The sequence below is a fragment of the Streptomyces sp. NPDC014764 genome (genome assembly GCF_043082785.1).
Lineage (GTDB): Bacteria > Actinomycetota > Actinomycetes > Streptomycetales > Streptomycetaceae > Streptomyces > Streptomyces althioticus.
The window spans coordinates 381,475-403,962 of the sequence record NZ_JBIBXY010000004.1 but is presented as its reverse complement, the minus strand read 5'-3'; the positions used below and the strand labels follow the sequence as shown (position 1 = coordinate 403,962).

The window sequence follows — 22,488 nt, the reverse complement described above, 5'->3', positions numbered from 1 at the left end:
TACTGAGAGGTGCATACAGCGGACCGGTCGGCTTGTCACACAGGCTGTGGAGGCCGGGAAACAGAGGGCGTTACGCCGTTAGTCTGGTGGCGTACGGCGTGGGTCTGGTGCCGTGGTACGACGGAAGGGACGGCATGTACAGCTGGATCTGGCGGCATCTGCCGGGCAACGGATGGGTGAGGGCACTCATCTCACTCGTGCTGATCACCGTCGTGGTCTACGTCCTCTTCCAGTACGTCTTCCCGTGGGCGGAGCCGCTGCTGCCCTTCAACGATGTGACGGTGGACAACCAGTGAGCGCGCGCATTCTCGTCGTGGACAACTACGACAGCTTCGTCTTCAACCTGGTCCAGTACCTGTACCAGCTGGGCGCCGAGTGCGAGGTCCTGCGCAACGACGAGGTGTCCACGTCGCACGCCCAGGACGGCTTCGACGGCGTGCTGCTGTCTCCGGGCCCCGGTACCCCCGAAGAGGCCGGGGTCTGCGTGGACATGGTGCGGCACTGCGCCGCGACCGGTGTGCCCGTCTTCGGCGTCTGCCTCGGCATGCAGTCGATGCAGGTGGCGTACGGCGGTGTCGTCGACCGCGCCCCCGAGCTGCTGCACGGCAAGACCTCCCCGGTGACGCACGAGGGCAAGGGCGTCTTCGCCGGGCTGCCCTCCCCGTTCACCGCCACCCGGTACCACTCGCTGGCCGCCGAGCCGGCCACGGTGCCGGCCGAGCTGGAGGTCACGGCCCGCACCGAGGACGGCATCGTCATGGGCCTGAGGCACCGTGAACTTCCGGTGGAGGGGGTGCAGTTCCACCCCGAGTCGGTGCTGACCGAGCACGGCCACCGGATGCTGGCCAACTGGCTCGCGGAGTGCGGCGACCCGGACGCTGTGGCGAGGTCTGAGGGGCTCGCCCCGGTGGTGGGCAGGTCCTCGGCGTGACGGCGCTGCGCCCCGAGCGCGAGTCCGGCGCCCACGGATACGGCGCCGGCGACCAGGGCACCCCGTACGGCGGGCAGCCGTACGGGGTCCAGGGCGCGTACGGGGACGGCTGGTACGGCGGCCGGGCGGCGGGGCCCGACCCCTACGCGGGCGGCGCCGAGGACGCGACCGCGCAGCTCCCCCCGATCGACGAGGAGACCGTCGCGCTGCGTATCCCGGACCCGCCGCCGCGGACGACGCGCGAAGAGACTCCGCCGACCGGAGGCCGGGCGGCCCGCAGGAAGGCCGCCAGGAAGCGCCACGGGCGCCGTGGAGGCTCGCACAAGTCCGGCGACGGGGCGGCGGCCGGAAGAACGGGTGACAGCGCCTCTGAGGGCGTGCCACGGGCTCCGCTGACCCGGGTCGAGGCGCGCCGCCAGGCACGGGCGCGCAAGCCCGGCCCGGCGGTGATGGCGAGCCGTGCCATCGGCGAGGTGTTCATCACCACCGGCGTGCTGATGCTGCTGTTCGTCACCTACCAGCTGTGGTGGACGAACGTGCGGGCGCAGGCGCAGGCCGGCAAGGAGGCCAGCGACCTCCAGCAGGACTGGGCGAACGGCGAGCGCAAGCCCGGCGCGTTCGAGCCCGGGCAGGGCTTCGCGCTGCTGCACATACCGAAGCTGGACGTGGTGGTGCCGATCGCCGAGGGCATCAACAGCAAGAAGGTGCTCGACCGGGGCATGGTCGGCCACTACGCGGAGGGCGCGCTGAAGACGGCGATGCCGTACGACAAGACCGGCAACTTCGGTCTGGCGGGGCACCGCAACACGCACGGGGAGCCGTTCCGGTACATCAACCGGCTGCAGCCGGGCGATCCGATCGTCGTGGAGACGCAGGACAAGTACTTCGTCTACAAGACGGCGTCGATGCTGCCGGTGACGCCGCCGAGCAACGTCAGCGTCCTCGACCCGGTGCCCAAGGGCTCGGGCTTCACCGGACCGGGCCGCTACATCACGCTGACCACGTGCACACCTGAGTTCACCAGCAAGTACCGCTTGATCGTCTGGGGTCAGATGGTCGAGGAACGGCCGCGCAGCAAGGGCAAGCCGGATGCGCTCGTCAGTTAAGGGCAGAGGAAACGTGGCAGCGACCGCCGACGACACCGCACAGCACACGCACGCGTCCCCGCCTCCCCGAGGGCGCCGCCGTCTGGGGCCGGTGGCCATGGTGATCAGCTTCTTCGGGGAGATGCTCATCACCGCGGGGGTCCTGCTCGGCCTGTTCGTCGTCTACTCGCTGTGGTGGACGAACGTCGTCGCGGACCGCGCGGCGGACCGGCAGGCGGACCAGGTGCGCGACTCCTGGGCACAGGAGTCCGACGGCGGCGAACGCGACGCGCCCGCCGTGTACGACAGCAAGGACGGCATCGGCTTCCTGCACGTGCCCACGATGAGCGGCGACGACATCCTCGTGGAGAAGGGCACGTCGATGAAGGTCCTCAACGACGGCGTGGCCGGCTACTACACGGACCCCGTGAAGGCGACGCTGCCGACGTCCGGCAAGAAGGGCAACTTCTCCCTCGCCGCCCACAGGGACGGCCACGGCGCCAAGTTCCACGGCATCCACAAGATCAAGAAGGGCGACCCGATCGTCTTCGAGACGAAGGACACGTGGTTCGTCTACAAGGTCTACGGCATCCTCCCGGAGACCTCGAAGTACAACGTCGGCGTCCTCTCCAAGGTCCCCGAGGAGTCCGGCCGTGAGAAGGCCGGCCACTACATCACCCTGACGACCTGCACGCCGATCTACACCAGCAAGTACCGCTACATCGTCTGGGGCGAACTGGTCCGCAAGGAGAAGGTGGACGAGAACAGGACTCCTCCGGAGGAGCTGCGCTGAGCACCTCCCTCCCCCCAGGAACAGCAAGGAGCCCCGGTCCCCTCCGAAGAGGGGACCGGGGCTCTTGTCGTGCGGAGGACCGCCGGGTCAGCCGAAGAAGCCGCCGTTTCCGCCACCGCCGGTGATCAGAGTGACTGGCGATCCCTTGTCCACCTGGCTGCCCTGAGGCGGGTTGGACGTCAGTACGCGGGCGTTGGGGTCCTTGGGCCCGACGACGTCGGCGAGGGAAAGTCCTGCCTCCCCGAGCATGCGCTGAGCGTCCTCGAGGCGCTGGCCGTTGACGCCCGGCACGGCGACCTTCTCGGGTGCCTTCGCCTTGCCGATGAAGATCTGCACCTGGGTGCCCTTGGAGACCTCGGTGTTCGCCGAGGGCGAGGTGCGGATGACCTTGCCGACCAGGTTCGGGTCGTTGGTCTCCTCCTCGACGCAGCTGCCCGTGAGGTTGTTCGCCGTCATCTGGGCCGTGGCCTCTTCACAGCTCTTGGTGACGACGTCCGGGACCGTGGCCTTCTCCTCGGCCTTGGCGACCGTGAGGGTGACGGTGGTGCCCTTCTCCACCTCGTCGCCGAGGTCCGGCTTCTGCTCGATGACGGTGCCCGGCTCCTCGCCGCTGATCTCTTCCTCGACCTCGACGACGAACCCGTACTTCTCGCCCTCGAGTTCCGCCTTGGCGTCCTCGAGCTTGTCGCCGATCACACTCGGCACCGCGACCTTGGGCGCACCGGTGGACACCACCAAGCTGATGGTGTCCCCCTTGTCCACCTTGGTCCCGGCCTCCGGATCCTGCTCGCAGATGTTGCCCTTGGCCTGCTTCTCGCAGGGCTTCTCCGTGAAGGTCAGCTTCAAGTCGGTGTTGTCGGCCCGTTTCTGCGCATCCGCCTTGGACTCGCCGACGAAGTTCGGGGCCGCGACGGTGCTGTTGTCCACGCCGCCACCGCTGATCGCCCAACGGCCGATCAGGACGGCGCCGATCAGGACCAGGACACCGGCCACGACCAGCAATATCGTGCTGGTGTTGTTCTTCTTCTGCGGGCGGCGCCGGCTCTGGCGCTCGTCGTAGCCGTAGCCGCCGTCGTCCGGGTTCATGGGCGGCAGCATCGAGGTGGCGCCCCCACCCGGGCCGGCGTCCGAGCGCAGCGCCGTCGTCGGCTGGTCGTCCGGGTAACCGCCGTAGCCGACGGCGCCCATGGCGGCCGTCGCCGCTACCGGCTGGCCGTCGAGGCACGCCTCGATGTCGGCGCGCATCTCGTCGGCCGACTGGTAGCGGTAGTCGGGGTCCTTGGTCAGCGCCTTCAGCACGATCGCGTCCATCTCGGGCGTGATCTCGGGGTCGAAGACGCTCGGGGGCTGCGGCTCCTCCCGTACGTGCTGGTACGCGACCGCGACCGGGGAGTCGCCCACGAACGGCGGCCGGACGGTGAGGAGTTCGTACAGCAGGCAGCCGGTGGAGTACAGGTCGGACCGCGCGTCGACCTGCTCGCCCTTGGCCTGCTCCGGGGAGAGGTACTGGGCGGTGCCGATGACGGCGGCGGTCTGGGTCATCGTCATGCCGGAGTCGCCCATGGCGCGGGCGATGCCGAAGTCCATGACCTTGACCTGGCCGTTGCGCGTCAGCATGACGTTCGCGGGCTTGATGTCGCGGTGGACGATGCCGGCCCGGTGGGAGTACTCGAGCGCCTGGAGAATGCCGATGGTCATCTCCAGCGTGCGCTCCGGCAGCAGCTTGCGACCGCTGTGCAGCAGCTCACGGAGCGTGGAGCCGTCGACGTACTCCATGACGATGTACGGGATGGAGACCCCGTCGATGTAGTCCTCGCCCGTGTCGTAGACCGCGACGATCGCGGGATGGTTGAGCGAGGCGGCCGACTGGGCCTCCCGGCGGAACCGGGCCTGGAAGGACGGGTCACGCGCGAGATCGGCGCGGAGCGTCTTCACTGCCACGGTGCGGCCGAGCCGGGTGTCGTGCGCGAGGTAGACCTCCGCCATTCCACCGCGACCGAGCACCTGGCCCAGTTCGTACCGGCCGCCGAGGCGACGCGGCTCTTCCATAGCTACCTACCAGCCCTCTCCGTCGGTCCCGACCGGCACCCTTGTGCGGTCGGAGGCTGCGTTCCGGGCCTACCGTACCCGGCTCTTTTTCTGTGCCCTGGCAAAGTGCGTCAGCCGATACAGGACCGGTACCGCAACGTGCACCGATGTGAAGCGGACGTGACCGGGGTCACTGCTTGCTCTTGAGGACCGCCTCCATCACGCTCTTGGCGATCGGGGCCGCGAGGCCGCCACCGGAGATGTCACCTCGCACCGCGTTCTCGTCCTCGATGACGACCGCCACGGCGACGGGCGCGCTGCCGTCACCGGTCTTGGCGTAGGAGATGAACCAGGCGTACGGGTTCTTGCTGTTGTTCTCGCCGTGCTGGGCGGTACCGGTCTTGCCGCCGACCGTGACGCCGTCGATCTTGGCGTTGCCGCCGGTGCCGTCGTTGACGACGGTCTCCATCATCGACTGGAGGATCTGGGCGTTCTCCGGCGAGAGCGGCTCGCTCAGCTCCTCCGGGTCCGTCTTCTCCACGGTGTCGAGGCTCGGCGTCTGCAGCTCGTCCACCATGTACGGCTTCATCAGCGTGCCGTTGTTGGCTACCGCGGCGGCGACCATGGCCATCTGCAGCGGGGTCGCCGCGGTGTTGAACTGGCCGATGGAGGACAGCGCGACCTGCGACGGCTCCATGTCCTTGTCGAACAGGGAGGAGCTGGTGCGGACCGGCGTGAAGTGCTCCTGGCCGAAGCCGAACTTCTTGGCCGTCTCCAGCATCTTGTCGTTGCCGAGGTCGGTGCCGAGCTTGCCGAAGACGGTGTTGCAGGAGACGCGGAGCGCCTCGCGGAGGCTGGCGTCCTTGCAGGGCAGGTCGCCGTCGTTCTTCAGCTCGGTCGTGGTGCCCTTCATGATGTAGGGCAGGGGGGTGTCGGTCTTCTGGTCCGCGTCCTCGACCATGCCGTGCTCCAGCGCGGCGGCGGCCGTGACGACCTTGAAGGTGGAGCCGGGCGGGTACACCTCACGGAGCGCCCGGTTCAGCATCGGGTCGTCCGGGTTGTTCTTCTTCTGCAGCTTCTCCCACGCCTTGGAGTCCGTCTCGAGGCTGTTGCCCGCGATCGTGGACGGGTCGTACGACGGGTACGAGGCCAGCGCGAGGATCTTGCCGGTGGACGGCTCCAGGGCGACGACGGAACCCTTGCCGCCCTGCTTCTTCAGGCCGTTGTAGGCGGCCTTCTGGGCGGCGCCGCTGAGCGTGGTGACGACGTTGCCGCCCTGCTTCTTCTTGCCGGTCAGCATGTCGAGCGTGTTGCGGAAGAAGAGCCGGTCGTCGTTGCCGGTGAGGATGCCGTCCTCGATGGACTCCAGCTGGTTGGCGCCGAAGGCCTGGGAGACGTAGCCGGTGACCGGCGCCCACATGGCGCCGTCCTTGTACGTCCGCTTGTAGGCGAAGTCGCCGCCGGTCGCCTTGTGGCCGGTGATGGGCTCGCCGTCGACGATGATGTCGCCGCGCGGGGTGGCGTACCGCTCGATCGCCACGCGGCGGTTCTTCTCGTCCGTGCGGAGCTTGTCGGCCTGGGCGTACTGGATCCAGTTGTTCCGGACGAGCAGGGCGAGCATCAGCAGGCCGCAGAAGATGGCGACCCGGCGCAGGGGCTTGTTCACGGGCGGACCACCTGGGTCATCTCGGCGTCGGGGTTGGAGACGGGTGCGGGCGCCGGCCGGCGGGCGGTGTCGCTGATCCTCAGCAGGATGCCGATCAGCGCCCAGTTGGCGATCACGGAGGAACCTCCGTAGGCCAGGAAGGGCATCGTCATACCGGTCAGCGGGATGAGGCCCATGACACCGCCGGCCACCACGAAGACCTGGAGCGCGAAGGCGCCGGAGAGGCCGATGGCGAGCAGTTTGCCGAACGGGTCACGGGCGGCGAGCGCGGTGCGCACGCCCCGTTCCACGATCAGCGCGTAGAGCAGCAGCAGCGCCATGACGCCGGCCAGGCCCAGCTCCTCGCCGAAGGTGGCGAGGATGAAGTCGGAGTTGGCGGCGAAGCCGATGAGGTCGGAGTGGCCCTGGCCCCAGCCGGAGCCGAGCGTGCCGCCGGAGCCGAAGGCCCACAGCGCCTGCATGGCCTGCTCGGAGTGGACGATGCCGTCCTGGACGCCGGCGCGGCTCAGCTCGAACTCGCGCATCGGGTCCAGCCAGGCCTGCACACGCGTCTGGATGTGCGGCTCGAAGCTCGCGACGCCGACGGCGCCGACCGCGGACATCAGCAGACCGAACACGATCCAGCTGGTCCGCTCGGTGGCGACGTACAGCATGATCACGAACATGCCGAAGAACAGCAGCGAGGTACCGAGGTCGGTCTCGAAGACCAGGATCAGGATGGAGATGATCCAGACCACGATGATCGGGCCGAGGTCACGGCCGCGGGGCAGGTAGAGGCCCATGAAGCGGCGGCTGGCGAGCGCCAGGGCGTCGCGCTTCACCATCAGGTAGCCCGCGAAGAACACCGCCAGGACGATCTTGGCGAACTCACCGGGCTGGAGCGTGCCGAGGCCCGGGATCTTGATCCAGATCTTCGCGCCGAAGACGTTGTGCCCGAGACCCGGGACCAGGGGCAGGAGCAGCAGCACCAGCGCGCCGGCCATCGAGATGTAGGTGTAGCGCTGCAGGACGCGGTGGTCCTTGAGGAAGAACAGCACGGCCACGAAGAAGGCCACGCCGATCGCCGAGTACATCAGCTGGCGCGGCGCCGCCTCCACGAAGGTCCGGCTCGCCTGGAGCTTCTCCGACTGGTCCAGGCGCCAGATGGCGACCAGTCCCAGGCCGTTGAGCAGCGTGGCCAGCGGCAGCAGCAGCGGGTCCGCGTACGGGGCGAACTTGCGTACGGCGAGGTGGCCCAGGCCCGCCATCAGACCGAGGCCCAGGCCGTAGCTCAGCAGCCCGGCGGGTACCTGGTCGTCGAGGGCGAGACCCACGTTGGCGTAGGCGAAGACCGGGATGACGACGGCGAACACCAGCAGCGCCAGCTCGGTGTTGCGGCGGCTGGGCGCGCCGATGGCACCGATCGTGGACGTGTGCTGCGTCGACGGGTTGGAAGTACTGCTCATCGTGTGACAGGGCCTCTCACGGCTTGCCTACTGCTTACCGCACAGCGAGACGACCTTCTGCTCTTCCTCCGAGAGGCTGGGGCCGGGGCTGGTAGTGGGTGCGGTCGTGGACGGGGTCGTGGACTGCTCCGGGTCAGGGGCCTTCGCCGAGTCGGAAGGGTTCGGCGACGGCGATGCCTTGGACGCGAAGGAGGCGGGCGTGGTTCCCGTGGTGCCTCCGGCCTCGCCCTCGCCGGTACGCGCGCTGTTCTCGCTGTCGGCGGCGCGCCGCTCGGCCTGCTTCCTGCACGCGGAGGCCTGGACGGCCAGTTCCTCGATCTTCTCCCGCGCGCCGTAGAGATCGCCCTCGACGATGGTCGCCTCGACCTGCTTGCGCTGGTAGGGCGGCAGGTACTTGAGTTCGATCTCGGGGTGGTCCTTCTCGACCTTCGAGAGGGAAACCCAGGCCAGGTCCTGGTTGATGCCCCGGTACAGCGCGACGTGCTCGCCCTTGGCGCCGACGTAGTACTGCGTCTGCGTCCAGCGCCATCCGCCGTACAGGCCGGCGCCGATGACGGCCAGCGTGAGCAGGCTGTACACGGACCTCTTGATCCACCGGCGGTTCTTGGCGGGCTTCACGAAGTCGTCGTCGCCGTAGCCGAAGCCGTCGGTCTGGATGAAACCGGTGACGTCACCGCTGCCGGGCGGGCCGAACTCGCCGCCCCCGCCGCGCCGCCGCCCGAGGCCGGAGGCACGGCCCGCCGGGGTCTGCATGATGCCGTTGTCGTGCAGCTGGTTCTGGTTCTCCGCGACGGCGCCGACCACGACCGGGGTGTCGGACAGCTGACCGGCCAGGGTGTCGCCGGTGTCCAGGTCCAGCACGTCGGCGACGATCACGGTGATGTTGTCGGGCCCGCCGCCGCGCAGCGCCAGCTCGATCAGGTTCTGGACCGTCTCCTCGGGGCCCTGGTAGCTCGCCAGGGCCTCCTCGAGGGTCTGGTGGGAGACCACGCCGGACAGGCCGTCGGAGCAGATCAGGTAGCGGTCGCCGGCCCGGACCTCGCGGATGGAGAGGTCGGGTTCGACGTGCTCGCCGCTGCCCAGGGCCCGCATCAGCAGCGACCGCTGCGGGTGGGTGGTGGCTTCCTCCTCGGTGATCCGGCCCTCGTCCACCAGACGCTGCACCCAGGTGTGGTCCTGGGTGATCTGGGTGAGGACGCCGTCGCGCAGGAGGTAGGCGCGGGAGTCGCCGACGTGCACCATGCCCAGGCGCTGGCCGGTCCACAGCAGCGCGGTCAGGGTGGTTCCCATGCCCTCGAGCTGGGGGTCCTCCTCGACCATCATGCGCAGCTGGTCGTTGGCCCGCTGGACGGCCGTGCCGAGGGAGGTGAGCAGGTCGGATCCGGGCACGTCGTCGTCGAGGGCGACGATCGTGGAGATCGCCTCGGAGGAGGCGACCTCACCGGCGGCGGCGCCGCCCATGCCGTCGGCGATGGCGAGCAGGCGGGGACCGGCGTAACCGGAGTCCTCGTTGCCCTCCCGGATCATGCCCTTGTGCGATCCGGCGGCGAAGCGCAGGGACAGACTCATGCGCACCTCGCCCGTCGGCTCCGGGTACAGCCGGTCGTGTCGAGCCACACTGCCCACCCTCCGGTCGGGAGCGCGCCGGGACCCTGGGTGAGGACCCCCACTGCGTGCTCGCTCCGCTCGCTCATTCTCGTACTACTTCCGCAGCTCGATGACGGTCTTGCCGATGCGGATCGGTGCGCCCAGCGAAATCGGCGTGGGGGTCGTCAGCCGGGTCCGGTCCAGGTAGGTGCCGTTGGTGGAGCCCAGGTCCTCGACGATCCACTGGCCGTCGCGGTCCGGGTAGATCCTGGCATGGCGGCTGGAGGCGTAGTCGTCGTCCAGCACGATCGTGCTGTCGTGCGCCCGGCCCAGGGTGATGGTCTGGCCCTGGAGCGCGACGGTGGTACCGGTCAGGGTGCCCTCGGTCACGACCAGCTTGGTGGGGGTGTTGCGGCCGCGGCGGCCGCCGGAGGACTGCTGGCGCTGCTGGGGCGGAGCCTGGCGGGCCGCCTGCTGCCGGCCGGCCTCGCGCCGGGATCCGCGCTGGGTGACGCGAGTGCCGAACAGGTCACTCCGGATGACCTGCACGGCCACGATCACGAACAGCCACAGAACGGCCAGGAAACCCAGCCGCATGACCGTGAGGGTCAGCTCTGACATTGCCCCCGCTTCACCCTTCGGCTTGCCTATAGATAACGGTGGTGCTGCCCACGACGATCCGCGAGCCGTCGCGGAGCGTAGCGCGGGTGGTGTGCTGTCCGTCCACCACGATGCCGTTGGTGGAGCCGAGATCCTGGATCGTCGAGGGCGTTCCGGTCCGGATCTCGCAGTGCCGGCGGGAGACGCCGGGATCGTCGATCCGCACGTCGGCCTCGGTGCTGCGGCCCATCACCAGGGTGGGGCGGGAGATCTGGTGGCGGGTGCCGTTGATCTCGATCCAGTAGCGGGTGCGTCCGCCGGGCACCGGGCCGGGGGCCGCGGCCGGCGGGTAGCCGTACCCGCCGGGGCGGCCGGGAGGCGGTGCGGCGGGCATGGGCGGGGCGCCCGCGGGGGCGGCCGGCGGGTAGCCGTAACCTCCGGGACGGCCGGCGGGCGGGGGCGGAGCGGCGGCCGCTCCGGGGGCCGCCGCCTGGCTGGCGGAGGAGGCGAGCGTGCGGCTGCGCACCCGGTACAGGCCGGTGTCGAGGTCCTCGGCCTTCTCCAGGTGCACCTTGATCGGACCCATGAACGTGTAGCGCTGCTGCTTGGCGTAGTCGCGGACCATGCCGGCGAGCTCGTCGCCGAGCTGCCCGGAGTACGGGCTCAGCCGCTCGAAGTCCGGTGTGCTCAGTTCCACGATGAAGTCGTTGGGCACGACGGTCCGGTCGCGGTTCCAGATGGTGGCGTTGTTGTCGCACTCCCGCTGGAGCGCACCGGCGATCTCCACGGGCTGGACCTCGGACTTGAACACCTTGGCGAAGGTGCCGTTGACCAGACCTTCGAGACGCTGCTCGAACTTCTTCAGGACTCCCATGGGGCACCTCCTCCGTCGCTGCCGTCCTGTGTACTGCCCCGTGCACCGTTGCGTGCACCGCTTACCTGGTACTGCTTACTGATCGTATCCACGCGCCGCCCGATCGGCTGGTTCCCCCTGTCCGCCCGGCCGCCGGGTGTCGACGCCTGACGAAGTTCCCTCCGAGGCTCCTCTTCGAACTCCGTCGGCCGTGGTGGTGCCCGTCGTTCTGCCATGGATCGTAGAGGGGGCCACAGACCAGTGTCCCGCACCCGGCGGTGGTCTCCGTCCGTCTCCTGGGGAGACGGACGCCACCGGTACGAGGTTGATACGTGGGACGGTCATGGCTGCGACATGAACGCGGGGGTGGGTCGCCTCCGTCGACGGTGGCGGGCTCGCGTGGGGAGTTCGGGATCGGCAGGCCTGCGGCCCGTGCGGGTGTGAACGGGACGCCCTGCGGGGGTGGTCGCGGGGGCGTCGCCGGTCGGAGGCGGCCCCGGATATGGGATGTGAATCCACCCCGGCCACCGTGCTAATGTTCTCGATGTCGGAAGGCGCCAGGCCCCACGGGGCAAGGACCGGAAGACACACCCAATGCGCGGGTGGCGGAATAGGCAGACGCGCTGGATTCAGGTTCCAGTGCCCGAAAGGGCGTGGGGGTTCAACTCCCCCCTCGCGCACAACGCAAGTATGGGCGGCATCGTGATGGCGATGCCGCCCATACTTGTTTCTGCGGTGTGGTGTCTGTCTCCGGGCATGCCGAAGTGGGCCGTCGGCGGCCTCAGCCGTCGGTGATCCGCGTGGGTTCTGTGGGTCTTGCTGAGCACCCGCCTCTCGGAGCCCGCCCTGTGAGAAAGGTCTCAGAGCTGGGTGATGCTCTGCTCACCGCTCGGCGGGCCGCCCCAGACGCCGGACTTCACCTCCGCGGGGCCCTCGTAGCCGTCGGACCGGTCACATGTTGACGGCCTCGTTCTTGACCCAGCCCGGCAGGAACTTCCGGACGACGCCCCCGGCGCTGTTGCGCCGTCAGTTCGGGAGCCTGCGCAGCGGAGGAAGCAAACCCGGCGCGAGCCGTCGTCCGACTGTCGTCGGTACATGGCCGACGAGCTTCCCAAGGCCGTGAGGAACAAGTACGACCTCGTCGGATCCGGCCCCCGGGGCATCGACCGGAGCTCCCCCGTCGGCTGTGGCCTGACATCCGACGAACGGAACCGGAAGAAGATCTCCCACCTCGAGTACTCCTACGGCACCTAGCTCGGATACTCCTACGGCACCTGCCTCGGAGCCGTCTGCACACAGATGTTCCCGAAGCGCCCGACCGTTAGGCGCTGGACAGCGCCGTGGACCCGGTCGGGGTCTGGCGGCCCGTGTCCGGCGCGGGGTGATCCAGGTCCGGGCCCGCTTCTGACCGGCGGCCGTCTTGGAGGTTCTCCGCCTGCGGGAGGCGAGGTGGGCGCGGCGCATGTGAGGAAGATCTCATGATCGAATTGTGGGCGCAGGGGCGGCAAGAGGGGTGAAATCCGGTCGTAGCAGAGCGGAGGCCGGGATGGGGCAGGCGGCCGAGGCCTGGGGCCGGGGCCGAGGCCCGGGGCCGAGCCTGGTCGAACGGTCGAACGGTCGAACGGTCGGGCGGCCCGGGGGGAGCCTCGTCCCCCTGCTGTCCACAGGCTGTGCGTCGTCCACAGGGCTGCCGCCCGCGCGTCCGTCGGTTGTACGGTCTGCTCGATCGATGTCGGCAGGTGTGCACCGCACACATGTGCAGGGGGGAGGCGGTCGTGGCGAGCGACGCCCGAGCCGAAGGGGTTGCAGGGGACGCCGAGGTGTCCGGAGCCGCGGGCGCGGGGACCGGACCGCGGCTTCCGCAGGTGCCGGGATTCGGCCGTTGGCCCGCCGCAGGCACGCCCAAGCGGGAGGGCAAGGCGCTGCGCGCACGGGTCCCCCGGACCGCCCACGCCGCCCTGGACCCGGACGCGTCCCGGCCCGACGCCGTGACCGCCGTGGAGGAGTCCGGCCGCGGCCGGCTGCCCGAGCTGACGCCCATCCGCGTCGGCCGGATGGCTGCCACGCCGTTCGCCTTCCTGCGCGGCTCCGCGGGCCTCATGGGCCACGACCTCGCCCGCACGCCCGTCACCGGGATCGGCGCCCAGATCTGCGGCGACGCCCACGCGGCCAACTTCGGCCTCTACGGCGACGCCCGCGGCGGCCTGGTCATCGACCTCAACGACTTCGACGAGACCGTGCACGGCCCCTGGGAGTGGGACCTCAAGCGGCTCGCCGCCTCCCTCGTGCTCGCCGGGCGGGAGGCCGGAGCGGACGAGGACGTCTGCCGTGCCGCCGCGCACGACGCGGTGGGCGCCTACCGCCGCACCATGCGGCTGCTGGCCAAGCTGCCTGCGCTGGACGCCTGGAACGCCATCGCGGACGAGGAGTTGGTCTCCCACACCGACGCGCACGACCTCGTCGGCACCTTGCAGCGGGTCGCCGAGAAGGCCCGCTCCAACACCAGCGGCCGCTTCGCCGCCCGGTCCACGGAACGCACCGAGGACGGCGAACGCCGCTTCGTCGACGCCCCGCCCGTGCTGCGCCGCGTCCCGGACGCCGAGGCGTCCGCCGTCGCGGCGTCCCTGGAGCAGTACCTCGCCACGCTCCCGGCCGACCGCCACCCTCTGCTCGCCCGGTACGCGGTGCACGACGTGGCGTTCCGTGTCGTCGGCACCGGCAGCGTCGGCACCCGCTCCTACGTCGTGCTGCTGCTCGACCACCGGGGTGAACCGCTCGTCCTCCAGGTCAAGGAGGCTCGCCCCTCCGCCCTGACGCCGCACCTCCCGGCCGCCGGCTTCGACGCGCCCGAGCCGGAGCACGAAGGGCGCCGTGTGGTCGAGGGCCAGAAGCGGATGCAGGTGGTGAGCGACAACCTGCTGGGCTGGACCACCGTCGACGGCCGCCCGTACCAGGTGCGCCAGTTCCGCAACCGCAAGGGCAGCGTGGACCCGGCCGCGCTGGCCGCCGACCAGATCGACGACTACGCCCGTATGACCGGCGCCCTGCTGGCCCGCGCCCACAGCCACAGCGCCGACCCCCGTCTGATCGCCGGGTACTGCGGCAAGAACGACGAGCTCGACGAGGCGGTCGCCGCGTTCGCCGTCGCCTACGCCGACCGCACCGAGGCCGACCACACGGCCCTGGTGGCTGCCGTTCGCGCGGGCCGGATCGCCGCGGAGATGGGGGTCTGAGCCGGTCCGCCACGGGCGGCCCCGGCCCCGCGGCGGCGCACGCCCCGGCGACGGGGCGTGCCGTCCCCGCAGGTGGCCTACGCTGTCCGGGTGACGACCTCGGAAGGTGACCAGGGTGAAGGCGCCGGCGCGCAGGGCAAGCCCGCCGGCGACGGCGCGACGCGGCCCGAGGAGCGGCTGGAACAGGCCGTGCGGGCGGCGGAGAAGGCGCTGATCGAGTTCGAGATCGCCGTGGAGACGTTCCGCGTCGAGGTCGAGAACTTCTCCCGGCTGCACGAACAGAAGCTGGGCCCCATGTACGCCCGCCTCGAGGAGCTGGAAGCCCGGATCCTGGAGATCAGGGCGGCCCGCAGCGACGACCCCGAGGACCGGCGGAAGGCCGAAGAGGCGCGCGCCCGGCTGATGCCGATCCCGGGCGTCGAGGAGCTGATGAACGGCTGGATGGACGGGGACGGTCTGTTCCCCGAGGCCACCGCCATGCTCACGGACCAGCCGGTGCGTCCCCCGCAGCGGGTGCGGCCCGGCGAGGAGGCTCGCAAGCTCTACCGCGAGCTGGCCCGCAAGGCGCACCCCGACCTGGCGCAGGAGGAGAAGGAGCGCGCCCGCCGCGAGGAGTTCATCACCCGCGTCAACGCCGCCTACGCCCGTGGCAGCGCGGACGAGCTGCGCGAACTCGCCGAGGAGTGGGCGGCCGGGCCTGAGCTGAAGCGTGTCCCCAGCCCGGCCGAGGAGCTGTACGTCCGCCTGGAGTGGCTCTCCGAGCGCAAGGAGCTGCTCACGGTGCTCGCCAGGAACCTGGAGGAGAGTGCCATCGGCTCCATGCTGCGGCTGGCGCCCGACGACCCCGACGGACTCCTCGAGGACATCGCCGCGCAGCTGCGGGCCCAGGTGGCCGAGCGCGAGGCGCAGCTGGCGGCGCTGCAGGGCTGAGCCGGCCCCGTGGACGGCGGCCGGCGGGCCTGCACGGTCCGGTCCGGTAGCGTCGGGGGCATGAGTTTTGGAGCTGGTGTGCCCACAGTCCAGGTCGGCGACCTCAAGGACGGCGACTTCCTGCTGGATGTCCGTGAGGACGACGAATGGAAGGCCGGTCACGCCGAAGGCGCCCTGCACATCCCGATCAGCGAGTTCGTCGCCCGCTACGGCGAGCTGACCGAGGCCGCCCCGCAGGACGGCCGGATCCATGTGATCTGCCGCTCCGGCGGACGCTCGGCCCAGGTGACCATGTATCTCGCCCAGCAGGGCGTCGATGCCGTGAACGTGGACGGCGGTATGCAGGTGTGGGAGGCCGCGGGGCGTCCCGTCGTCACGGACGACGGACAGCCGGGCCACGTGCTCTGACGGTCGTCCGGCACGCCTCGGAGGGTGTGCCGTGCGCTGGTCCCGCCCTGTGGGACGGGACCAGCGGTCTCAGGGGCTCCGGGGCTCAGCGGTCGAAGTCCAGTTCGACCTTCTCCGTGACCGGGCGCGACTGGCAGGCCAGGACGAATCCCGCTTCCGTCTCCTCCGACTCCAGGGCGAAGTTGCGGTCCATGCGCACCTCGCCCGAGACCAGGAACGCGCGGCAGGTGCCGCACACGCCGCCCTTGCAGGCGTAGGGCGCGTCCGGGCGGTTGCGCAGCACCGTCTCCAGCAGGGACTCGCCCGCCTGGACGGGCCAGGTGCCGCCGCGTCCGTCGAGCCGTGCCGTCACCGTGCTGTGCGCGGGGGCAGCCGAGGCTGCGGCGGAGGCGGACGGTCCGGAGTCGACGTGGAAGATCTCCTGGTGGATGCGGGAGCGGGAGACGCCCAGTCCGCGCAGCGCCCGCTCGGCGCCCTCCACCAGTCCGTACGGCCCGCACAGGAACCAGCCGTCGACCCGGTCCACCGGCAGCAGCGCCGGGAGCAGGGAGGACAGCCGCTCGCGGTCCAGCCGGCCGGACGGCAGCCCGGCCTGCTGCTCCTCCCGGGAGAGCGCCGTCACCAGCTGGAACCGGTCGGGGAAGCGGTCCTTCAGGTCGGCGACCTCCTCCAGGAACATCGTCGAGGCGGTCGTCCGGTCGCTGCGTATCAGGCAGAACCGGGCCTCCGGCTCACGGGCCAGGAGCGTCGAGGCGATCGACAGCACCGGGGTGATGCCGCTGCCGCCGACCACGGCCGCGTACAGGCCCGGGGCCGGGGGGAGAGTGAAGCGTCCCGCAGGGGCCATGACCTCCAGCTCGTCGCCGAGGTCGATCTCCTTGAGCGCGTACGTGGAGAACGCTCCGCCCTCCACCAGCCGCACCCCGACCCGCAGGGTGCTGGGCGCTCCGCCGTCGGGGGCGGGGGAGCAGATCGAGTAGGTGCGGCGGATCTCCTCGCCGTCGGCGACGCGACGCAGCGTGAGGTGCTGCCCGGGCACGTGGCGGTACTCCTCGCGCAGCTCCGGGGGGACGGCGAGGGTGAGCGCCACGGAGTCGTCGGTGAGCCGGTCGACCGCGGCCACCCGGAGCCGGTGGAAGCGGGCCATCACAACTCCTTGAAGTGGTCGAACGGTTCACGGCAGGCCAGGCAGCGGCGCAGCGCCTTGCACGCGGTGGAGGAGAAACGGCTGAGCAGCTCCGTCTCCGGGGAGCCGCAGTGCGGGCAGCGGACTGGCTCCCGCGTCCCGTCGGCGGCACCGCCCTCGCCGGTGCGCGTGGGGCCCAGCTCGACCCGCACGGGCCCGGACGCGACGCCCGTGCGCGGCGGGGCGATGCCGAACTCCCGGAGTTTGCGGCGGCCTTCGTCGGTGATGTCGTCGGTCGACCAGGCGGGGGCGAGGACCGTGCGCACCGTGACCTCGCGGACGCCGTTCTCGCGCAGCACGCGCTCTATGTCGTGGCTCATCACCTCGACTGCCGGGCAGCCGGTGTAGGTCGGCGTCAGGTCGACCTCGACGCGGTCCGCACCGTGCGCCCTGACCGCGCGGACCACGCCCAGCTCGCGCAGGGTAAGCACGGGCAGCTCCGGGTCGGGCACCGAGCCGGCGAGCTCCAGCAGCCGCTCCTCCAGGGGCGTGGTGGTCACCATGTCGCCCCCGGGTGGCTGCGGTGCAGGTGCTGCATCTCGGCGAGCATCCGGCCGAACGGCTCGGTGTGCAGGCCCTGGCGGCCGGCGCCTGCCCTCCAGGCTCCCGTGCGCGGGCCCTCGGGCACGGTGAGCGTGGCGCGGCCCAGCACGTCCTCGACCGCTTCCCGCCAGGCGCTCTCCAGGCCGGGCCAGTCGATGCCGTCGATCCCCTCGACGGGCTGGAACATCTCGCCGGTGAAGCGCCACAGCGCGTCCACGGCCCGCTGCATGCGTGCGTGGCTCTCGTCCGTGCCGTCGCCGAGGCGCAGGGTCCACTGCTCGGCGTGGTCGCGGTGGTAGGCGGCCTCCTTGACGGCCTTGCCGGCCAGCGGGGCGAAGGGGCCGTCTCCGGAGGCCAGCCGGCCGTAGAGAAGGTGCTGGTAGACCGAGAAGTACAGCTGGCGGGCGATGGTGTGGGCGAAGTCGCCGCCCGGCTGCTCCACCAGCTGGAGGTTGCGGAAGGCGCGCTCCTCGCGCAGGAAGGCCAGCTCGTCCTCGTCGCCGGCCATCGACAGCAGCACCCGGGCCTGGCCGAGCAGGTCGAGCGCGATGTTGGCGAGGGCGACCTCCTCCTCCAGCACAGGGGCGTGCCCGGCCCACTCGCCGAGGCGGTGGGAGAGCACCAGGGCGTCGTCGCCGAGGGCGAGCGCGGCGGCGGTGGGGACGGTGTGCGCGGCGGGTGTCGTGGTCACAGGTGCTGCACCCCCTCGGGGATCTCGTAGAAGGTCGGGTGCCGGTAGGCCTTGTCGGCGGCCGGATCGAAGAAGGGGTCCTTCTCGTCGGGCGAGGAGGCCGTGATCGCGGAGGACGGCACGACCCAGAGCGAGACGCCCTCGCCGCGGCGGGTGTACAGATCGCGCGCGTTGCGCAGGGCGAGCTCCGCGTCCGGGGCGTGCAGGCTGCCGGCGTGGGTGTGGGACAGGCCCCGGCGTGAGCGCACGAAGACCTCCCACAGCGGCCAGTCGGTGTGGGTCATGCGCGCGTCGCTCCCGTCGTGTCGTTGCTGTGCTTGGCGGCGTGGGCCGCTGCCGCCTCCCGGACCCAGGCGCCCTCCTCGTGGGCCGTCCTGCGCCGGGACAGGCGCTGTTCGTTGCACGGGCCGTTGCCCTTGAGGACGTCCCAGAACTCGGACCAGTCGATGGCGCCGAAGTCGTGGTGTCCGCGCTCCTCGTTCCACCGGAGGTCCGGGTCGGGGAGTGTGAGGCCGAGGGACTCCGCCTGCGGGACGCAGATGTCGACGAAGCGCTGGCGCAGCTCGTCGTTGGAGTGCCGCTTGATCTTCCAGGCCATCGACTGCGCGGAGTGCTGCGACTCGTCGTCGGGCGGACCGAACATCATGAGCGACGGCCACCACCAGCGGTCCACCGCGTCCTGCGCCATCGCGTGCTGCTCCGGGGTGCCCTTGCTGAGGGCCAGGAGCAGCTCGTACCCCTGGCGCTGGTGGAAGGACTCCTCCTTGCAGATGCGGACCATCGCGCGGGCGTACGGGCCGTAGGAGCAGCGGCACAGGGGCACCTGGTTGGTGATCGCGGCGCCGTCCACGAGCCAGCCGATGGCGCCGACGTCGGCCCAGGTCAGCGTCGGGTAGTTGAAGATCGAGGAGTACTTCTGGCGGCCGGCGTGCAGCTTGTCGAGCAACTCGTCCCGGCTCACCCCGAGGGTTTCGGCCGCGCTGTACAGATAGAGCCCGTGACCGGCCTCGTCCTGGACCTTCGCCATGAGGATGGCCTTGCGGCGCAGGGAGGGGGCGCGGGTGATCCAGTTGGCCTCCGGCTGCATGCCGATGATCTCGGAGTGGGCGTGCTGGGCGATCTGCCGCACGAGCGTGGCGCGGTAGGCGTCCGGCATCCAGTCGCGCGGCTCGATCCGCTCCTCGGCGGCGACGGCCGCGTCGAAGGCACGCTGGAAGGCGTCGGTGTCGGCGGGGCCCGCCGGTGTGTCGTACGCCGTCGGACTGCCGGCCGTATCGCGGGCGGCTGCTGTCGCCATGGGGTCCCCCTCGACCTGGATGCTTCCCGGAGCACGCTCCCGACCGATCGTTCGGTTCGTGCGGTTCCATGGTGAGACGGGGGCCGCGAGGTGTCAACCGCTGTGGATAACCTGCCGGTGCCGGCCGCCGGCGCCCGTGGGGCTGCCGGATGTGGTGACCGCCACGGGGCGGAGCGCCGACGGGACTGTGCCCGGGCGGCCGGGGCTGAGTACCGTTCCGTGCGACGCGGCGGAGCGGGCGTCGCCCCGTACGGCGAAGGCCTCAGGGCGGGGCGGACGCGGCAAGGGACCGGGACTCGGGAATCGGGGCGGGATGGACGCGCAGGACAAGGGCTCGGACGCCCGGCACGGGCCCGCGGAGCCGGGCGTGCCAGGACCGCGCGCCCCGCTGCCGGGACCCGCGGCGCCTGCGGACGAACCGTCCGCGGCGGAGCAGGCGTCCCCCGACGGCAAGGAGACGGCCGCCGCCGGGCAGCCGCCGCACGATCCCTCCGGTGGACCCCGCACCGGCTTCGCCGCCCTCTCCCTGCGCTACCGGATCGGTGCCGCGCTCGCCCTCGCGGTCGTCGCCGCCGCGGTCTGCGTGCACCTCGGCATGACGTTCCTGCACGTGGCGCCGCCGAACACGGTGAGCAAGAAGCACAGCGGGACGATCTCCGACTGGATCTACCCGGAGTTCGAGCAGAACTGGAAGCTGTTCGCCCCGAATCCGCTCCAGCAGAACGTGTCCGTGCAGGTCAGGGCCGAGATACGCACGCCGGACGGCGGAAGCCGCACCACCGGCTGGTACGACCTGTCGGCGCAGGACGGACGGGCCATCGACGGCAACCCGGCGCCCAGCCACACCCAGCAGAACGAGCTGCGCCGCGCCTGGGACTTCTACGTCTCCACGCACGACGACGACAACCGCCCGGTGGGCCTGCGCGGGGCGCTGTCCGAGTCCTACCTGCGGCGGATCATGGTGATGCGCCTGGACCGTGCGGACGCGGCGGGGCGGGACGGCGAGGTCGCGCGCGTCCAGGTGCGCTCGCGCACCACGCAGGTGCCGCCGCCGTCGTGGAGCGGGGAGCAGGTGTCGGACAAGGCCGTCCACCGGGTGCTGCCCTGGTGGCTGCTGCCGGAGGACGAGACCCGGGGAGGCATCGGATGAACCGCCTGGCGCCGACGGTCTCCCGGACCATCGCCCGGGTCACCGACTCCGCCCTGGGGCCGTACCAGACGGCCGTGCTGCGCATCGGACTCGGCCTCACCTGGCTGCTGTTCCTGCTGCGGGAGTACCCCCACCGGCAGGAGCTCTACGGCCCCGACAGCCCTTGGTCCTGGGACCTGGCCGCCCAACTGGTCGGGTCCAACGACGCCTTCACCGTGCTGCTCTGGTCGGACAGCCAGGTCTGGTTCGAGGCGGTCTACGCGCTGGCCGTGCTGTTCAGCCTCCTGCTGCTGCTCGGCTGGCGCACCCGCACCATGGCGGCACTGTTCATGGCAGGCGTCCTGACCCTGCAGAACCGCAGCGTCTTCATGGGCGACGGCGGCGACAACGTCCTGCACATCATGGCGATCTACCTCGTCTTCACCCGCTGCGGCCAGGTCTGGTCCCTGGACGCGCGGCGGGCGCGCCGGTCCGAGGAGGCACGCGCGCGGGGGGAGTGGACGCCCGACCGGGTGGGCCCCGCGCTGTGGGCGGTTCTGGGCCTCGTCCTGCTGCTGGGGTCGCTGTCGGGCCGGACGGACGGCGACTGGTTCATACCCGCGCTGCTCTGGGCGGTGTGGCTCGGGCAGGCCGTGTGGTGGCTGGCCGGGCGCCTGGCGAGGACGGACCAGCCGCGCATCCTGCTGGACGTGGTCGCGAACGTCGTGCACAACGGCGCGCTGCTGGTGATCATGGCGGAGGCGTGCCTGATCTACGCCACGGCGGGCTGGTACAAGGTCCAGGGCTCCCGCTGGCAGGACGGCACGGCGGTCCACTATCCGCTGCACCTGGAGTACTTCTCCCCCTGGCCGTCGCTGGCGGAGCTGCTCACCGCGAGCGGCACCCTGGTGATGCTGGTGACCTATGTGACCGTGGCGGTGCAGGTCGCCTTCCCGTTCACGCTGTTCAACCGGCGGGTCAAGAACGTCCTGCTGAGCTTCATGATCCTGGAGCACGCGGTGATCGCCGTGGTGCTCGGGCTGCCCTTCTTCTCCCTGGCGATGATCGCGGCCGACGCCGTCTTCCTCCCGACGTCCTTCCTGCGTCGGACCGGCCGCTCGGCGGCACGCGCGCGGGACCGGCTGCGACCGCGCGAGGACGCGGCCCTCGTCCCGCCGCAGCGACGACCGGACGGTGCGCCCGGTGGTCCGGCCACCGTCGGTCCGGCGGAGGCCGCCCCGGCGACCGACAAGGTGCCCGGCCCGCGCACGTAGGCTGCTCGGCATGACCGACCCCGTCCACGACCCGTCCGCCCCGACCGCGCAGAGCCCCGTGGACCCGGTGGCCGTATGGCGCCGGGCCGCACCGGAGGCGGTGCTGCTCGACGGCTTCCACGCGCTCAAGCACGCCCTGCGTTTCGGCGCCGAGGTGCTCGTCGCGGTCACCGCAGACCGGGCCGCCGCCCTGACGCTGGCCGACGAGCTGGCCGCGGACGTCCGGGACACGCTGGCGGCGCTGCTCACGGAGGTCCCGTACGCGGCGTACGCCTCGCTGGTGCCGCGACCGCACCCCACCGCCGTCGCCGCGCTCGCCGTACGTCCGGACCGAGCGGGCAACCTGGCGAAGCTGGCGCACGCCACGCGCACCGCGCCGGTGGTGGTCCTGGACCAGCCGCGCAACCTGGGCAACGCGGGGGCGGTCGTCCGGCTGGCCGCCGGTTTCGGGGCGACTGGCGTCGTCACCACCGGGACGCTGGACCCCTGGCATCCCACCGTGGTGCGCGGCGGGGCGGGGCTGCACTTCGCCACCGCCGTGGAACGCCTGACCGTGGACGAACTGCCGTCCGGGCCGCTCTTCGCGCTGGACCCGGAGGGCGAGGACATCCGCTCCCTCAAGCTCCCGGACGAGGCGCTGCTCGCCTTCGGCTCCGAACGCACCGGGCTCACGTCCGAGCTGCGGGCGCGGGCCGACCACTTGGTGGCGCTGCCGATGCGCCCCCAGGTCTCCAGCTACAACCTCGCGACCAGTGTGGCCATGACGCTGTACCACTGGAGCGCCACCGGGGGCGCACCCGCCTGAGGCG

The 22,488-nt window shown here is 71.2% G+C and carries 22 protein-coding genes and 1 tRNA gene; 12 read left to right on the top strand and 11 right to left on the bottom strand.

Annotated elements, in window-relative coordinates:
* Positions 1 to 134: 134 nt before the first annotated feature.
* Genes ACF1AG_RS13710 through ACF1AG_RS13695 form a run of 4 tightly spaced genes read left to right on the top strand, consistent with a single transcriptional unit; the run spans position 135 to position 2,809 of the window.
* On the top strand, positions 135 to 296 hold the full coding sequence (locus ACF1AG_RS13710) for a hypothetical protein (protein WP_156700673.1): 162 nt from the start codon (positions 135 to 137) through the stop codon (positions 294 to 296).
* Positions 293 to 931, top strand: coding sequence for an aminodeoxychorismate/anthranilate synthase component II (locus ACF1AG_RS13705; protein ID WP_359601724.1), 639 nt, complete (start codon positions 293 to 295; stop codon positions 929 to 931). Before ACF1AG_RS13710 ends, ACF1AG_RS13705 begins: the two co-directional genes overlap by 4 nt.
* The gene (locus ACF1AG_RS13700) at positions 928 to 2,037 is read left to right on the top strand and encodes a class E sortase (RefSeq protein WP_387796025.1); all 1,110 of its coding nucleotides are present in this window, start codon (positions 928 to 930) and stop codon (positions 2,035 to 2,037) included. The genes ACF1AG_RS13705 and ACF1AG_RS13700 overlap by 4 nt, the downstream gene beginning before the upstream one ends.
* A 13-nt stretch (positions 2,038 to 2,050) precedes the next feature.
* A complete protein-coding gene (locus ACF1AG_RS13695) occupies positions 2,051 to 2,809 on the top strand; it encodes a class E sortase (protein WP_359601722.1) in 759 nt (252 codons plus the stop codon).
* Positions 2,810 to 2,896: 87 nt separating this feature from the next.
* On the opposite strand, the gene pknB is transcribed toward ACF1AG_RS13695, so the two are convergent.
* The 6 genes from pknB to ACF1AG_RS13665 form a co-directional block, all read right to left on the bottom strand.
* A complete protein-coding gene (gene pknB / locus ACF1AG_RS13690; RefSeq protein ID WP_387796023.1) occupies positions 2,897 to 4,858 on the bottom strand; it encodes a Stk1 family PASTA domain-containing Ser/Thr kinase in 1,962 nt (653 codons plus the stop codon).
* Between the two features lie 169 nt (positions 4,859 to 5,027).
* Positions 5,028 to 6,503, bottom strand: a complete 1,476-nt coding sequence (locus tag ACF1AG_RS13685; RefSeq protein ID WP_359602106.1) for a penicillin-binding protein 2 — start codon at positions 6,501 to 6,503, stop codon at positions 5,028 to 5,030.
* Positions 6,500 to 7,948, bottom strand: a complete 1,449-nt coding sequence (locus ACF1AG_RS13680; protein WP_033273224.1) for an FtsW/RodA/SpoVE family cell cycle protein — start codon at positions 7,946 to 7,948, stop codon at positions 6,500 to 6,502. Before ACF1AG_RS13680 ends, ACF1AG_RS13685 begins: the two co-directional genes overlap by 4 nt.
* 27 nt (positions 7,949 to 7,975) lie before the next feature.
* The gene (locus tag ACF1AG_RS13675; RefSeq protein ID WP_359602144.1) at positions 7,976 to 9,517 is read right to left on the bottom strand and encodes a Stp1/IreP family PP2C-type Ser/Thr phosphatase; all 1,542 of its coding nucleotides are present in this window, start codon (positions 9,515 to 9,517) and stop codon (positions 7,976 to 7,978) included.
* Positions 9,518 to 9,649: 132 nt separating this feature from the next.
* A complete protein-coding gene (locus ACF1AG_RS13670) occupies positions 9,650 to 10,156 on the bottom strand; it encodes an FHA domain-containing protein (RefSeq protein WP_190004372.1) in 507 nt (168 codons plus the stop codon).
* 10 nt (positions 10,157 to 10,166) lie between these two features.
* Positions 10,167 to 11,009, bottom strand: coding sequence for a DUF3662 and FHA domain-containing protein (locus tag ACF1AG_RS13665; RefSeq protein ID WP_359747760.1), 843 nt, complete (start codon positions 11,007 to 11,009; stop codon positions 10,167 to 10,169).
* 575 nt (positions 11,010 to 11,584) lie between these two features.
* Here ACF1AG_RS13665 and ACF1AG_RS13660 point away from each other — a divergent pair.
* The 5 genes from ACF1AG_RS13660 to ACF1AG_RS13640 all read left to right on the top strand — a co-directional run bounded on the left by ACF1AG_RS13660 (position 11,585) and on the right by ACF1AG_RS13640 (position 15,559).
* A tRNA-Leu gene (locus ACF1AG_RS13660) sits at positions 11,585 to 11,668 on the top strand.
* Positions 11,669 to 12,083: 415 nt separating this feature from the next.
* Positions 12,084 to 12,242, top strand: coding sequence for a hypothetical protein (locus ACF1AG_RS13655; RefSeq protein ID WP_387796019.1), 159 nt, complete (start codon positions 12,084 to 12,086; stop codon positions 12,240 to 12,242).
* Between the two features lie 500 nt (positions 12,243 to 12,742).
* Complete coding sequence (locus tag ACF1AG_RS13650; RefSeq protein WP_391809769.1) at positions 12,743 to 14,221, top strand: DUF2252 domain-containing protein; 1,479 nt, start codon at positions 12,743 to 12,745, stop codon at positions 14,219 to 14,221.
* A 90-nt stretch (positions 14,222 to 14,311) separates the two neighbouring features.
* Positions 14,312 to 15,151, top strand: a complete 840-nt coding sequence (locus ACF1AG_RS13645; RefSeq protein ID WP_359602109.1) for a hypothetical protein — start codon at positions 14,312 to 14,314, stop codon at positions 15,149 to 15,151.
* Between the two features lie 78 nt (positions 15,152 to 15,229).
* Complete coding sequence (locus ACF1AG_RS13640; RefSeq protein WP_359602146.1) at positions 15,230 to 15,559, top strand: rhodanese-like domain-containing protein; 330 nt, start codon at positions 15,230 to 15,232, stop codon at positions 15,557 to 15,559.
* An 85-nt stretch (positions 15,560 to 15,644) separates the two neighbouring features.
* On the opposite strand, the gene ACF1AG_RS13635 is transcribed toward ACF1AG_RS13640, so the two are convergent.
* Genes ACF1AG_RS13635 through paaA form a run of 5 tightly spaced genes read right to left on the bottom strand, consistent with a single transcriptional unit; the run spans position 15,645 to position 19,276 of the window.
* Positions 15,645 to 16,706 (bottom strand): 2Fe-2S iron-sulfur cluster-binding protein, encoded by a 1,062-nt coding sequence (locus tag ACF1AG_RS13635; protein WP_391809768.1) that lies wholly within the window; start codon positions 16,704 to 16,706, stop codon positions 15,645 to 15,647.
* Positions 16,706 to 17,248 (bottom strand): 1,2-phenylacetyl-CoA epoxidase subunit PaaD, encoded by a 543-nt coding sequence (paaD, locus tag ACF1AG_RS13630; protein ID WP_359602111.1) that lies wholly within the window; start codon positions 17,246 to 17,248, stop codon positions 16,706 to 16,708. Before paaD ends, ACF1AG_RS13635 begins: the two co-directional genes overlap by 1 nt.
* Entirely contained in the window at positions 17,242 to 17,979 is a 738-nt protein-coding gene (paaC, locus tag ACF1AG_RS13625) for a 1,2-phenylacetyl-CoA epoxidase subunit PaaC (RefSeq protein WP_359602112.1), read from the bottom strand. Before paaC ends, paaD begins: the two co-directional genes overlap by 7 nt.
* The gene (gene paaB, locus ACF1AG_RS13620; RefSeq protein WP_359602113.1) at positions 17,976 to 18,263 is read right to left on the bottom strand and encodes a 1,2-phenylacetyl-CoA epoxidase subunit PaaB; all 288 of its coding nucleotides are present in this window, start codon (positions 18,261 to 18,263) and stop codon (positions 17,976 to 17,978) included. Before paaB ends, paaC begins: the two co-directional genes overlap by 4 nt.
* Positions 18,260 to 19,276 (bottom strand): 1,2-phenylacetyl-CoA epoxidase subunit PaaA, encoded by a 1,017-nt coding sequence (gene paaA, locus ACF1AG_RS13615; protein WP_359602114.1) that lies wholly within the window; start codon positions 19,274 to 19,276, stop codon positions 18,260 to 18,262. Before paaA ends, paaB begins: the two co-directional genes overlap by 4 nt.
* A 313-nt stretch (positions 19,277 to 19,589) precedes the next feature.
* On the opposite strand from paaA, the gene ACF1AG_RS13610 reads away from it, so the two are divergent.
* From ACF1AG_RS13610 to ACF1AG_RS13600, 3 genes are read left to right on the top strand one after another with little or no spacing between them, the layout of a single operon-like run.
* Positions 19,590 to 20,426, top strand: a complete 837-nt coding sequence (locus tag ACF1AG_RS13610; RefSeq protein WP_391809767.1) for a DUF5819 family protein — start codon at positions 19,590 to 19,592, stop codon at positions 20,424 to 20,426.
* A complete protein-coding gene (locus tag ACF1AG_RS13605; RefSeq protein ID WP_359602116.1) occupies positions 20,423 to 21,679 on the top strand; it encodes an HTTM domain-containing protein in 1,257 nt (418 codons plus the stop codon). Before ACF1AG_RS13610 ends, ACF1AG_RS13605 begins: the two co-directional genes overlap by 4 nt.
* Positions 21,680 to 21,689: 10 nt before the next feature.
* Positions 21,690 to 22,484 (top strand): TrmH family RNA methyltransferase, encoded by a 795-nt coding sequence (locus ACF1AG_RS13600; RefSeq protein WP_391809766.1) that lies wholly within the window; start codon positions 21,690 to 21,692, stop codon positions 22,482 to 22,484.
* The last annotated feature ends 4 nt before the right edge of the window (positions 22,485 to 22,488 follow it).